The 13200-nt window shown below is 59.5% G+C and carries 11 protein-coding genes and 1 other annotated feature; all 11 genes read left to right on the forward strand.

What is annotated here, in order from left to right; all coding sequences use genetic code 11:
* Window positions 1-377: 377 nt before the first annotated feature.
* Window positions 378-638: a binding site (T-box leader), on the forward strand.
* Between the two features lie 114 nt (window positions 639-752).
* Entirely contained in the window at window positions 753-2249 is a 1497-nt protein-coding gene (gene trpE, locus AB1576_01145; protein MEW6080404.1) for an anthranilate synthase component I, read from the forward strand.
* The gene (locus AB1576_01150; protein ID MEW6080405.1) at window positions 2234-2833 is read left to right on the forward strand and encodes an aminodeoxychorismate/anthranilate synthase component II; all 600 of its coding nucleotides are present in this window, start codon (window positions 2234-2236) and stop codon (window positions 2831-2833) included. The genes trpE and AB1576_01150 overlap by 16 nt, the downstream gene beginning before the upstream one ends.
* Complete coding sequence (gene trpD / locus AB1576_01155) at window positions 2833-3846, forward strand: anthranilate phosphoribosyltransferase (GenBank protein ID MEW6080406.1); 1014 nt, start codon at window positions 2833-2835, stop codon at window positions 3844-3846. The genes AB1576_01150 and trpD overlap by 1 nt, the downstream gene beginning before the upstream one ends.
* Complete coding sequence (gene trpC / locus AB1576_01160) at window positions 3843-4646, forward strand: indole-3-glycerol phosphate synthase TrpC (protein MEW6080407.1); 804 nt, start codon at window positions 3843-3845, stop codon at window positions 4644-4646. The genes trpD and trpC overlap by 4 nt, the downstream gene beginning before the upstream one ends.
* Window positions 4646-5368, forward strand: a complete 723-nt coding sequence (locus AB1576_01165) for a phosphoribosylanthranilate isomerase (GenBank protein ID MEW6080408.1) — start codon at window positions 4646-4648, stop codon at window positions 5366-5368. Before trpC ends, AB1576_01165 begins: the two co-directional genes overlap by 1 nt.
* A 29-nt stretch (window positions 5369-5397) precedes the next feature.
* The gene (gene trpB / locus AB1576_01170) at window positions 5398-6597 is read left to right on the forward strand and encodes a tryptophan synthase subunit beta (protein MEW6080409.1); all 1200 of its coding nucleotides are present in this window, start codon (window positions 5398-5400) and stop codon (window positions 6595-6597) included.
* A gap of 2 nt (window positions 6598-6599) precedes the next feature.
* Window positions 6600-7430 carry a tryptophan synthase subunit alpha gene (gene trpA, locus AB1576_01175; protein MEW6080410.1) on the forward strand — a complete coding sequence of 277 codons (831 nt, stop codon included), beginning with the start codon at window positions 6600-6602 and terminating at the stop codon, window positions 7428-7430.
* Between the two features lie 460 nt (window positions 7431-7890).
* On the forward strand, window positions 7891-8943 hold the full coding sequence (aroF, locus tag AB1576_01180; GenBank protein ID MEW6080411.1) for a 3-deoxy-7-phosphoheptulonate synthase: 1053 nt from the start codon (window positions 7891-7893) through the stop codon (window positions 8941-8943).
* A 1081-nt stretch (window positions 8944-10024) separates the two neighbouring features.
* Complete coding sequence (locus AB1576_01185; GenBank protein MEW6080412.1) at window positions 10025-11191, forward strand: branched-chain amino acid ABC transporter substrate-binding protein; 1167 nt, start codon at window positions 10025-10027, stop codon at window positions 11189-11191.
* A gap of 80 nt (window positions 11192-11271) precedes the next feature.
* Complete coding sequence (locus AB1576_01190; protein MEW6080413.1) at window positions 11272-12180, forward strand: branched-chain amino acid ABC transporter permease; 909 nt, start codon at window positions 11272-11274, stop codon at window positions 12178-12180.
* 5 nt (window positions 12181-12185) lie between these two features.
* Complete coding sequence (locus tag AB1576_01195) at window positions 12186-13181, forward strand: branched-chain amino acid ABC transporter permease (protein ID MEW6080414.1); 996 nt, start codon at window positions 12186-12188, stop codon at window positions 13179-13181.
* The last annotated feature ends 19 nt before the right edge of the window (window positions 13182-13200 follow it).

Genomic DNA, 13200 nt, shown 5'->3' on the forward strand with positions numbered 1-13200 from the left:
TGCTGAAGAACAGATGGTTGTCCTCAATCGCATCAACGACGTGCTTAGGCTTTACACCAACTACTTTCAGCCTGTCATGGTCCTTCAACACAAGGAAAGACAGGGCTCAAAGACAAAGAAAACCTACCTTTCTACCTGATGCAACGTCTCCTCTTTCAAGTACCTTTTTGCTTGATGCAACACAGGGGGTGCGAGGTGGCGCATGGGTCTCCCTGTTGTTATGAGTGCATTGAACAAGGCCCCCATTGGCTTGAACGCAGGGGTATCTCTTTTTTTTTACTAGGCCGGTCATGGGCTGACCATAGCACAGCCGGCACCAATCCCCCCTTGACTAGGGGGTTCACCTTGTGCTAACGTTGTCTTCAACAACAGGATAACCTAGGGCGATGAATGGGAGTAGTAGGGCGAACAATCAGCAGTCCAGAGAGCCGGGAAGGGTGCGAGCCGGTCTGACTGACCCGCCTGAATGGGCTCACGAGCCGCAAACCCGAACAGTGCCTAAGTAGGGGTTGCCGGATCCCCACCGTTACAGGGGGCCGGTATCGTGAGGGGCTTCCGCCCTTCACCGTACCAGGAAAAGAGAGCCGTCTTTGTGCGGAACCTGGGTGGCACCACGAAAGTAACCTTTCGTCCCGATGGGCGAGGGTTTTTTTGTTGCCCGCGGTGATGCCAGAGGCGGAACTTGGGTGGCACCACGGTCTGACTCCCGTCCCAGGACGGGAGTTACCTTTTTCCCCAGGAGGCGAGAATTCATGCACCTAGACCAGGGCCAAGTGAGACAGGCAGTGCCGGAGGGATCACGTATCGTGAGCGCTTACACCGACGTCATCTTGGACACGGAGACACCCATTTCTGCGTATCTCAAGCTCTCGGCAGGCAGGGAGGGGTACCTGCTTGAGAGTGTCGAGGGAGGAGAGCACGTAGCCCGCTATTCCTTCGTGGGGGTCGACCCGTTCCTCATGGTCAAGTTCAATGAGGGTCACACGAGTGTCACAGAATTGAACGGTTCCACACGGAACGAGCGTACACTGGAAGGAAGCCCCTGGCAGGTGCTCCGGGACTTATTGGAGGACCTGAGGATGCCCGGTGTGCCTAGTATTCCCAGGTTCTCCGGGGGGCTGGTAGGTTACCTCTCCTATGATCTGGTCCGTTACATAGAGAGACTGCCGGGTGGTCCCGTTGACGACCTAGGCCTTCCTGAGTCCTGGCTCATGGCCTGTAGGAAGATTGTAGTCTTCGATCACGTGACGCGCAGGGGAAAGATCGTGATCAACATCCCTTCCAAGGGTTCCGCTAACCCATTCCGGGAAGCGGTGACTGAGATGGAGGACACCGTGGCTATTCTGGGACAAAGACCCCCTGCCCTTGGCCCTGAGTCAAGAGCAGCGTGTATGAGGGCAAGCCTCAGGTTCAACACCTCGAGGGAGGCCTACGTGAGTACTGTCAACCTTGCCAAGGAGTACATCCGGTCCGGGGATATCTTCCAGGTGGTGCTTTCCCAGCGGGCGGAAGCCCGGTTGTCCGTTCATCCCCTATCCATCTACAGGAGCCTCAGGGCCGTGAACCCATCCCCGTACATGTTCTACATGAACTTCGGGGAGACGCAGATGGCGGGTGCATCCCCAGAGATGCTGGTAAGGGTTGAAGGGGATGCGGTGAAGACCATGCCCATAGCTGGGACCCGGAGGCGGGGTGATTGCATCGATGAGGATGCCCGGTTGGCTCAGGAGCTCCAAGACGACGAAAAAGAGAGGGCGGAGCACGTCATGCTGGTGGACCTGGGCAGGAATGACCTGGGAAGGGTGTGCCGGTACGGCTCGGTGAGGGTTCCCAGGTTCATGGAGGTGGAGCGATTCTCTCACGTGATGCACCTGGTGTCCGAGGTGACAGGCGTTCTCAGGCCCGGGATGGATGCCATCGATGCCTTGCTGGCCTGTTTCCCCGCGGGGACCCTGTCGGGAGCGCCTAAGGTCAGGGCCATGGAGATCATTGACGAACTGGAGACTTGCAGGAGGGGCCCTTACGGTGGCGCCGTCGGGTATTTGGGCTTCTCAGGGAACATGGACACGTGCATCACCATACGCACCGCTCTCATGCACAGGGGAAGGGTGCACATCCAGGCAGGCGCGGGGATAGTCTACGACTCAGACCCGGAACGGGAGTACGCCGAGTGCATGCAGAAGGCAGAGGCCCTGTTTTCTGCGCTGGAGGGTGCGGAGGAGGTCGAGAGCCAGTGCCAAGGGTATTGATAGTCGACAACTACGATTCCTTCACATTTAACCTTGTGCAGCTCCTCGGGGAACTTGGGGCGGACCCGCTGGTATTCCGGAACGACCAGATAACTCTTGAGGGAATCGTCCATCTTGGACCCACACACATCGTTATCTCCCCCGGGCCCAAGGGGCCCGAGGAAGCCGGGGTGAGCCTGGAGATCATACGAGCGCTTGCCCGTGAAGGCATCCCCATCCTTGGGGTCTGCCTGGGGCACCAGGCCATCGCAGTGGGCCTTGGGGGCACCGTCGGGCGCTCCCCTGTTCCGGTCCATGGAAAGACCTCCCAGGTCTTCCACCATGGGGGCCCTCTCTATAGAGGGGTTCCCAGCCCATTCTCAGCCACGAGATACCACTCCTTGGAGGTGAAGACGCCGCTTCCACAGGGCTTGAAGGTTTCCGCCTGGACGGCGGAGGGTACGGTCATGGGGATCAGGCACAAGACCCGCCCTGTGGAGGGGGTCCAGTTTCACCCGGAATCCATCTTGACTGAACACGGCAGGCAAATCCTGTCTAACTTCCTTTCCCAGAGGAAGCGGCCTAGCGCGGGAGGACCCAAGTGATGCTCAAGGATGCCATAGCGAAGATGGCGGCTTCCGAGGACCTGGGTCCAGGGGAAGCCGAGGCGGCTATGATGGAGATCATGGAAGGCGTCGCCACGCCCGCCCAGGTAGGGGCGTTCCTTGTTGCCTCAAGGATGAAGGGCGAGACAATGGGGGAAATCCTGGGTTTTGCCCGGGCGATCCGTGCCAAGGCCATCCCCGTAGGATGGGGCGCTGGCGCCGTGGACGTGTGCGGCACGGGAGGGGATGGCGCCCAAACCCTCAACCTATCGACGGCCAGCGCTTTTGTGGTGGCCGGCGCGGGGGTGCCCGTTGTCAAGCATGGCAACCGCTCATTTTCCAGCCGGTGTGGAAGTGCGGATGTACTGGAGGAACTGGGCATTGACATAACAATGGAGCCTGAAACGGCCGGAAGATGCCTGGAAGAGACGGGCATGACGTTCCTGTTCGCTCCAGTCTATCACAGGGCTATGAGGTACGTCTCAGGGCCCAGGACGGAATTGGGCCTGCGCACTGTGTTCAATCTCCTGGGACCCCTGTGCAACCCCTCCGGGGTGAAGGCCCAAGTCGTGGGGGTCTACGCGCAGGATCTCACCGGACGTGTAGCGGAGGCCCTGGCGGCGCTGGGGACCACCCATGCCATGGTTGTTCATAGCCTGGACGGCCTGGACGAGATCTCCGCCGCCGCGCCGACCCAGGTGTCCGAGATCAAGGATGGCCGCATGAAAACCTACCTTATCGACCCGCGGGAACTGGGGCTTCAGGCTTCGAGGGATTCCGTGGCGGGTAAAGACGCCAAGGCCAACGCCGAGGCCCTCATGTCTATCCTGATGGGAGACCCATTGCCTGCCAGGGATTGGGTGCTCCTGAATGCTGCCGCCGGGCTTGTGGTTGGTGGCGCAGCCGGTGACCTCAGGGAAGGCATCGCCCTGGGGGAAAGGGCCATCGTCACTGGTGCGGCCCTGGATACGCTTCTTGCCATGAGGCGGTTCTCCCAGGAGGTGGTCCGGTGAGCGGCACGGGAATACTGGAAAGGATCACCCGGCGGAAACTGAAACGGGTGGAAGAGGCCATGAGAGGTATCCCCTGGGCAAGGATGGAAGAGATGGCACTGGCGGCCCCTGTTCCCCGGCGCTTCTTGGGCTCCCTTGAGGCGTCCCCTATGGCCATCATTGCCGAGGTCAAGAGGGCCTCACCTTCGAGAGGGGTTCTCATGCTAGACCCGGACCCCCTGGGGATGGCCCTGGCCTACGAGAGGGCGGGGGTGAACGCTGTGTCAGTGGTGACGGAAGAGGATTTCTTCCTAGGCACCCAGTCCGACCTCCGATTGGTGAAGGGAGGGATATCCCTGCCGGTCATGAGGAAAGACTTCATCATCCACCCTTACCAGGTCTTAGAATCCCGTGCCATAGGCGCTGATGCCGTGTTGCTTATCGTCAAGTGCTTGCGGGAAAAGGGGTTGAAAGAGTTCCTCGGTCTTTGTGAGAGCATTGGGCTTGAGGCCTTGGTTGAGGTTCATGACCGGGAGGAGGCCCATATCGCAGTGAATGCCGGAGCTAGGATCATCGGGATCAATAACCGGGACCTTGTGACCTTCCATACAGACATAGGGGTTACTGAGGCGGTGTTACCCGTCATACCCCCCGATCGGTTCGTGGTGAGTGAAAGCGGTATCTGGGCACGGGAGGACGTGGTCAGGGTATGCCGGGCTGGGGCCAGGGGTGTGCTGGTGGGGGAGGCTCTGGTGAAGTCCGGGCCTGGTGGGGTCCAGGCCAAGATCCGGGAGTTCAGGGGCGAGGAGGATGGCTTCTGATGGGCACCTTTGTAAAGATCTGCGGTATTACCTCCCTGGAGGCAGCCCTGGCCTGCGCAAGGGGCGGTGCCGATGCCATTGGTTTCGTGTTTGCCAAGAGCCGCCGGAGGGTCAGTGTAGCCGAGGCCAAGCGGATCTCCCTGGGCCTTCCCGGTGGCCTGTACAGGGTTGGGGTGTTTGTGGATATGAGACCTGACTACGTCCTGGAGGTGGCCGGCGAGGTGTGCCTCACTCACCTGCAACTTCACGGTTCGGAAAGCCCCGCGCAGTGTGAATACCTCAGAGACAGGAGGCTTCCCGTGATAAAGGCTCTCAGGGTCAGGAACACAGAGAGCCTGAAGAGGATGGCCTCGTATGACGTGGATGCGTTCCTCTTAGACTCGTATGTCCCGGGAAGAGTGGGAGGCACAGGCACCATGATTGACCTGGATCTTCTAGGCAGACTGGGTACAGGCAGTCCCATCATCGTAGCGGGGGGCCTGGACTCCGGCAACGTCCCGCCGGTGATCAGGGCCGTTCGCCCCTACGGGGTGGACGTCAGTTCTGGAGTGGAACGTAACGGGGTCAAGGCCGCCGATCTGATCCTCGACTTCATCCGGGCGGTGAGGGAGGCAGAAATGGAGACTGGCTCCCCAGAGGACTTGCCCGCCGACAGTGTGGTCCGGGCCCAGTGCCACCCACGCCAAAGCCATGACAGTACCAGGAAGGGAGAGAAGGCATAGAGCCCTTCTAGGGCTTTTGCCGCAAACCTATGAACAATGTCACCCTGCCTGATGCATCAGGTTACTTCGGTGCCTACGGGGGCCGGTTCGTTCCCGAAGCCTTGATGCCCGCGTTGATGGAACTTGAAGAGGCCTATAACACCTATTCCATAGACCCGTCGTTTGCCTTGGAGTTGGAGGCCTGCTTGAGGGACTATGCGGGTAGGCCCACGCCCCTCTACTTCGCCCCTAGTCTTAGCGAGTCACTGCCAGCCCTCCAGGTCTACCTCAAACGTGAGGACCTGAACCACACGGGAGCCCACAAGATCAATAACGCGCTGGGACAGTGCCTCCTGGCCAGGCGGATGGGCAAGAAGCGGGTCATAGCGGAGACCGGAGCCGGGCAGCACGGTGTGGCTACCTCAACAGTGGCAGCCCTCCTGGGTCTACAGTGCCAGGTATACATGGGGGAAGAGGACATGCGCAGGCAGGCCGTAAATGTGCTCCGCATGAGGGTGCTGGGGGCCGAGGTGATCCCTGTGAAGACGGGCACGAAAACCCTGAAGGAGGCTGTAAACGAGGCCATCAGGGACTGGGTTAGCAGTGTCAACGACACTCACTACGTCATAGGGTCCGTTGTGGGCCCCCATCCCTACCCCATGATGGTCAGGGACTTCCAGTCCGTCATCGGCCGCGAAGCCCGGGAACAGTTCCTGGCCCTTCGTGGCTGCCTCCCCGGCTACCTGGTGGCCTCGGTTGGCGGTGGCAGTAACGCTATTGGGCTGTTCCATCCCTTCCTGGGAGACCCTGTGAAGATGGTAGGGGTAGAGGCTGGTGGCTACGGTCTTACAACCTCCATGCACGCGGCAACGCTGTCCTTGGGACGACCAGGGATCCTGCATGGTACCTTTAGCTACCTCTTGCAGGACAAGGATGGACAGGTCTTGACGGCCCACTCCATTTCGGCTGGGCTAGACTATCCTGGTGTGGGTCCGGAACACTCCTACCTCAAGGATGCCCACAGGGTGGAGTACCGTGCCATCACGGATACCAGAGCCCTGGCGGCCTTCCACAAGCTGGCACGCTTGGAGGGGATCATTCCCGCGCTGGAAAGCGCTCATGCCCTGGCCTTCCTGGAGGACCTTGCCCTGGTGTGTCCCCCGGGAACCAGTGTCATCGCCTGCCTCTCAGGCCGGGGGGACAAGGACATGGATCTGGTGTCAGGCCACGACCAGGTGCTGGAGGGATAGATATGAAGAGGAAGACTGCAAGCAAAGAGACGGCCATCAGTCGTGCCTTGTCCGGCCTTCGCCCGGGAGGACGCAAGGCGCTAATCTGCTACGTGTGCGCTGGCGATCCAGATCTCATGACCACAGGGCGGCTGGTAAGGGTCATGGCGGAGGCTGGCGCGGACATCATCGAGCTCGGGGTTCCCTTCTCGGATCCCCTGGCGGATGGACCCGTCATACAGCGTGCGTCAAACCGGGCTATTGGCGCGGGGGCCACCATTTCTCGGGTGCTTGGTCTTGTGAGGGACATCCGGAGGGATGTGGAGGTGCCCCTGGTCCTGATGACCTACGCCAACCCCATTTTTGCCTATGGGGTCTCCAGGTTCGTCCAGGAAGCAGGTACTTATGGTGTCGACGGGCTCATAATCCCAGATCTTCCCGTTGAGGAATGGCCTGTTCTGGATGACCACGTCCAGGCGTCGTCCATGGAGATCATTCCTATGCTGGCCCCAAACAGCCCTGATGCCCGCCTGAGGTTGGCGGTGGACCGGGCGACCAGCTTCGTCTACTGTGTATCTGTCCTCGGAACCAGCGGTACCAGGGGCCACCTGGACACTGCCAGGTCCCTGGTGGCCAGGGTGAGGCATTTCAGCGACATCCCGCTGGTGCTTGGGTTCGGCGTGGGAGAGCCGTCCGGGGCGCGCAGGTATGCCCAGGTGGCCGACGGGGTGGTTGTGGGGAGCGCCATCGTCCGGCAGGTAGAGCGCTATGGAAGGGACAGCGTAAGGCCTGTGGCCCGGTTCGTGAGCCAGCTGAGAGCGGCGGTTGATGAGGCTTCTTCATCCCATGTATAGGTGGGGGACTTGCCAGGGTTCGCCCTTTGCTAGCCCAGGGGTTTGCCTGGGCCTGGCAAACCCTGGTCGTTGCCGGGCGGGGTCGCCACGATTTGGCAGGGTGCGGGGAATCTCGTTCTTGACCTCGGATCCCTCATGTGGTATGGTTATGCTCAAATCCAAGTCCAATCCGTTGAAGGGGAAAAGTAGGGCCCTAGGTAGCCACCAGCGAGCTGGGACGGTGAAAGCCAGCGGTGATCCGCGGCACCGAAGTTCTCCCCTGAGGAGCCAGCTGAAAGGGCGTGCCCGATTAGGTGAGGCCGGGGCCCCCGCCGTTACAAGGGGGCGGGTATCGGAGAGACCTCTCCCGTACCTAGGTTTGGAGCGGACCAGCGTGTCAATTAGGGTGGTACCGCGGGGTGAAGGCCCCGTCCCTTGGAGGGCGGGGTTTTCGGATTCTCCAGGGAGGTGTCGACGGGAGATGATCATCGTCATGAAGATGGGTGCGGGCCGAGAAGAAATCAAGGCTGTGGAGGGGCGTCTTGTGGAAATGGGTTACCAGACCCATCCCATCTACGGGCAGGAGAGAACGGTGATCGGGGCAGTGGGTGACTCCAGCGTGGTGGGAAGGGAATCCATCCTCAACCTTCCAGGGGTGGAGAGAATAGTTCCCATACTCAAGCCCTACAAGCTAGTAAGCAGGGAGCTATACAGGGAGGACTCCAAGATAAGGGTGGGGCGGTCTGAGGTAGGCGGGCCTGGCGTGGTGGTGATTGCGGGCCCTTGCGTCGTTGAGGACGAGGAGCAGGTGACGGCGACCGCCCGGGCCGCCCGGAGCGCTGGCTGCCATGCCTTGAGGGGGGGGGCCTTCAAGCCTAGAACATCACCCTACGCCTACCAGGGCCTAGGGGAGGAGGGACTCCGCCTCCTGTCAGAGGCAGGCAACAGTGTGGGTCTCCCTGTAGTGAGCGAGGTCATGGACACCCGGGACGTGGAAATGGTACATCGCTACGTTGACGTGCTTCAAGTTGGCGCTAGGAACATGCAAAACTTCGCCCTCCTCAGGGAGGTTGGCATTCAGGACAAACCGGTCATCCTGAAGAGGGGCATCGCGGCAACTGTGGAGGAATGGCTGATGGCAGCGGAGTACATCATGTCCGCGGGCAATCCCGGGGTGATCTTGTGCGAAAGGGGTATCCGCACCTACGAGAACGGCACCAGGAACACCCTAGACCTTAGCGCAGTGCTTCAGGTCAAGGCCAATTCCCACCTACCGGTCATCGTCGATCCAAGCCACGGTACCGGGGTGGCATCCATGGTTGGACCCATGTCCCGGGCGGCGATAGCTGCGGGCGCCGACGGGGTAATGGTGGAGATACATCCTGATCCCTCCAGGGCTAAGTGTGACGGGCCACAGTCCCTGGATTTTCCCGCCCTCGATGTTCTCATGGGGGAGATCAGGGCGCTGGCTCCCATCGTGGGGCGGGAGGTCCGCCCGGTTAGAGAAACGCAACATGCGGCGACCGGTGCCTAATCTGGCGGGAGGAATTGTCCGGAAGCCTAACCTGAACCGGTAAGTCGCGCAGTGCTTGCTAAAGAGGAAGATGTGGCTATCAAGTTAGGTCATAAATAAGCGACAATTGGGTCTCATATGCAGGCTGAGAGCAAATGGGCAAAGAGTTCAGGTGCCACCACCTTCGATGTGTAAGACTGTAGGTAAGTCTTGTATAGCATAAACTACAGGCCCTGCCCAGAGGAAAACCGTCCTGAACAAGATTGCCATTAAGAGGAATGTGGATCTGCGTGTGCGAGCTGCCACGGCACAAGGTGGGCCAGTGTAGTTGGCATTCCCCCAGGTGACAAGAAGTGCCTGGAGGCAGTGGTCTCAAGGAGTCGCAGGGTTGTCTTGACGAAGGGGTTCTGGATCGGTCTTGATGCACATGTCCTTGCCTGGATAGTCACCTACGAAAGTCAGCCGGCCCGTCCTTCCACTATCTTTCTCGCCTAGGGGAGAATGGCGGCATTACTCCTTTATGGAGGCAACTCGCTCCACGCAGCATTTGACCTCGAGAACCGATCATTACCATGATTGATGGCTATCAGGTTAGGCCAGCATAAGTGGACTTCTGGGAAAGTGCCGTTTGTGCTGGTGGACATATTGGTGACCCGCGACCGGAAGAGCGGGTTCGTGAATAGAACCCCCAAAGAGACCTCATGGGGATTGGTGGGAACCGGCCGACTGGCTGCCGGCATCTCTTACTTGAGTACCTGGAATGGCAGAAGCCCTCGGACAGTACCTCCCGGGAAAACGCCAGTGTCACGTAGGCAGATTGACCCTTCCCTTCCTCCAGAGAGGACATACACCGGTTTATACAAGATACACTATTCTTGCCCTCAACTGATGAAGTAGGGATCCAGCAGGAGGAATTGTCAAAAATCCATAGAATAGTACAAGAGCACATTAGATAAAACGCGGTGCCTGAGAGCGCAACATTCTCGACACCGCATTCCCACGGGGGAGGTGGTAGTTCCGGGATCAGTGTGTTGATGATCTTACTAGAGAAGAGCACCGGATGGCTTTGTTACTCACAAGAGCCTAAGGAGGGGGAACCGCATTGAAAAGGTTTGTAGTGTGGCTTTGTGTGGCGTTGTTGGTTGTGGCGCTTGCCGGTTGCGGTCAGCAGGCTGCCCCAGCCGAAGAGGAGGAGCCCGCGGAGACTTTGGAACCCATCAAGATCGGTGTCCAAGGCCCGATTTCCGGCCAGTGGGCATACGAGGGTGAGGGCTTCGTGGACGCCGTTTCCTTGCTGGCAGAGCAGCTGAATGCCGCCGGTGGCCTCTTGGGCCGCGAGATCGTGGTTATCCCTGGCGATGACAAGGGAGACCCGAAGGAGTCGGCGCTGGTGGCCCAGAAGATGGTGGCTGAGGGCGTCACCGCCGTCATCGGGTCGTACAGCTCCAGCTGCACCGAGCCCGCATCAGCCATCTATGATGAGGCGGGCATTGTCCATATCACGCCTTCCTCCACCGCGACCCGCCTCACCGAGAAGGGATATCCAAGGTTCTTCCGCACCTGCTTCCTGGATGATAGGCAAGCCCTGTTCGTCTCTGAGTTCCTCAGGAATGAACTGAAGTTTTCGAAGCTGGCCCTGCTCCACGACAACACCACATATGCCAAGGGCCTGGCTGACTGGACCAAGCTCTACTTCGAGGAGCGCGGAGGCGAGGTAGTGTTCTTCGACGCCATCACCCCAGGCGAGAAGGACTTCACACCGACCCTGACCAGCGTCAAGGCGACCAACCCTGAGGCCATCTACTTCAGCGGGTACTTCCCGGAGGGCGGTCTCCTGGCCAAGCAGGCCAAGGACCTTGGGATCGACGCCGTGTTCATGGGAGGCGACGCCTGCAATAACCCCGAGTTCGTGCAGATCGCAGGGCTTGAGGCCGCCGAGGGCGCCATGATCAGCACGGCTCCACTCCCCCATGACCTGGAGTATCCTGAAGCTGCCAAGTTCATCCAGGACTTCAAAGACAAGTACAAGGAGGATCCAACCAGCGTCTACACAGTGATGGCCGCCGATGCCTTCCGCATCATCGCGGAGGCAATTACCAAGACAGAGTCTATTGACCCCGAGAAGATAGCGGCTTACCTGCGCAACGATCTCAAGGATTTCCCAGGGATCACCGGGCCCATCAACTACGACGAGAAGGGTGACCGCCTGGGAAGCATCCACCTGTTCTACCGGATAGACGCTAACGGCCAGTTCGTGGCCTACGAGTAACAAGAACCTTGAGGGAGAGGGACACAAGCCCTCTCCCTCTCTCATCCTTCTAAACCCAAACACCAGAAAGGTTGGACCTCATGGAGTTCTTGCTGCAGCAGGTCATCAACGGCCTGACCATCGGCTCAGTTTACGCTCTGGTGGCACTGGGCTACACCATGATCTACGGGATACTGAGGCTCATCAACTTCGCCCACGGAGAGCTGTTCATGCTCGGCTCCTACCTGGCTTTCTCCTTCATCGCCTCAGTAGGCCTGGTCAATGTTATTCCCAACCTCTTCCTGGCGATAGTGGTAGTGTTCATCCTTTCCATGGGCCTGGTGGGTTTCACCGGAGTGGCCATCGAACGGATAGCGTACAAGCCCCTGAGGCACGCTGGCAGGCTCCCCGCCGTGGTGTCGGCCCTGGGTGTCTCCATATTCATGCAGAACGCTGTGATGCTCACCTACGGCACTCGCTACAAGGTGTACCCGGAGGGGATCATACCCACCATGGCATGGGAGATACTAGGCGTTGAAATCACGTTGATGCGACTGATCATCCTGGGTATAGCGATATCTCTCATGTTCACTCTGTACTTCTTCGTCCAGAAGACCATGGTGGGAACGGCCATCCGGGCCATAGCCCTCGACCATGACACCTCAAGGTTAATGGGCATCAACGTCGACAGCATCATCCGGCTCGTATTTGTCATTGGGCCTGCCCTCGGTGCCTCGGCAGGCATTATGGTTGGCCTGTACTACCGCCAGATCAACTTCACCATGGGGTGGGCGTACGGCCTCCGTGCGTTCACCGCGGCAATCCTCGGAGGCATTGGGAACATTCCAGGTGCGATGATAGGAGGGCTCCTCCTGGGGGTGGCTGAGGCCTTTGGTGCTGGATACGTCTCCCCTCAGTGGAAGGACGCTATTGCTTTCACCATCCTCATCCTGGTGTTAATCTTCCGGCCTACTGGACTCCTGGGCGAAAGGGTGGCTGAGAAGGTATGATGGACATGAAGACCAAGAGACCTCATGCCGCCGTCCCGCCCAAGGTGCTTTACGGACTTCTCTTAGCCGCAGTCTTAGTCTACCCCAATCTTACCAACCGGTACTGGCAGGACGTGGCCAATTTCTTCTTCATCTACGTAATGCTGGGGCTCAGTCTCAACCTCATCGTTGGTTACGCAGGGATATTCAACCTGGGCCATGCGGCGTTCTACGCGGTGGGGGCCTACTCCACGGCCATTATCTCCACCCGCATGGGTGTGCCTACCCTGGTGCTCCTGCCCTTGGCCGGACTCCTGGCAGCGGGTTTCGCGGCGCTCATCTCCAAGCCCATCCTCCACCTCAGGGGCGACTACCTGTGCCTCGTTACCATAGGGTTCGGGGAGATCGTTCGTATCACCCTTTACAGTGACTTATTCGGGCTCACCGGCGGCCCCAACGGTATCCTGGGGATCCCCAGGCCAGCCCTGGCGGGATTCGCCATCAGGCAGCCCATCCACTACTACTACCTGTTCCTCGTGTTTGTGGTAGCGTACGTCTTCATTTCCAAGCGCCTGGAGGACTCCCGGCTTGGGCGGGCTTGGCTCTATATAAGAGAGGACCACCTGGCCGCTGAGGCCATGGGGATCGATACCAACAAGGCCAGGCTCCTGGCTATCGTCCTAGGAGCGGCAGGGGCTGGAATTGCAGGCAACCTGTATGCCGGGAAGATGACCATCATCGCCCCCGAGAGCTTCGTGTTCTGGGAGTCCGTGGTGATGTTCTGCATCATTATCCTGGGAGGCATCGGCTCTATTCCGGGTGTCATCGTGGGAGCCTTCGGCATGTCGGTATTGCCAGAGTTCTTCCGAGGCTTCATCCAGTGGCGCATGTTTGTGTTCGGGGCAGCCATGGTCGCGATGATGCTCTTCAGGCCCCAGGGCCTGTGGCCTAACCCCCGGTGGTTCAAGGCAGGCGGCGCAAAGGAAACTAAGCCCGAAGAGGTCGCCCCCAGTGCCTCTTGACCGGAGAATAATTGGTGAA

The sequence above is a fragment of the Bacillota bacterium genome (assembly GCA_040754315.1).
Classification (GTDB): Bacteria; Bacillota; Sulfobacillia; order DUSP01; family JBFMCS01; genus JBFMCS01.

Bases quoted from the DNA above. Each gene is read 5' to 3' on its own strand.
- trpA (MEW6080410.1), top strand. From the start codon at position 6,600: ATGAAGAGGAAGACTGCAAGCAAAGAGACGGCCATCAGTCGTGCCTTG.
- AB1576_01190 (MEW6080413.1), top strand. From the start codon at position 11,272: ATGGAGTTCTTGCTGCAGCAGGTCATCAACGGCCTGACCATCGGCTCA.
- trpD (MEW6080406.1), top strand. From the start codon at position 2,833: ATGCTCAAGGATGCCATAGCGAAGATGGCGGCTTCCGAGGACCTGGGT.
- trpE (MEW6080404.1), top strand. From the start codon at position 753: ATGCACCTAGACCAGGGCCAAGTGAGACAGGCAGTGCCGGAGGGATCA.
- AB1576_01165 (MEW6080408.1), top strand. From the start codon at position 4,646: ATGGGCACCTTTGTAAAGATCTGCGGTATTACCTCCCTGGAGGCAGCC.
- aroF (MEW6080411.1), top strand. From the start codon at position 7,891: ATGATCATCGTCATGAAGATGGGTGCGGGCCGAGAAGAAATCAAGGCT.
- AB1576_01195 (MEW6080414.1), top strand. From the start codon at position 12,186: ATGAAGACCAAGAGACCTCATGCCGCCGTCCCGCCCAAGGTGCTTTAC.
- trpB (MEW6080409.1), top strand. From the start codon at position 5,398: ATGAACAATGTCACCCTGCCTGATGCATCAGGTTACTTCGGTGCCTAC.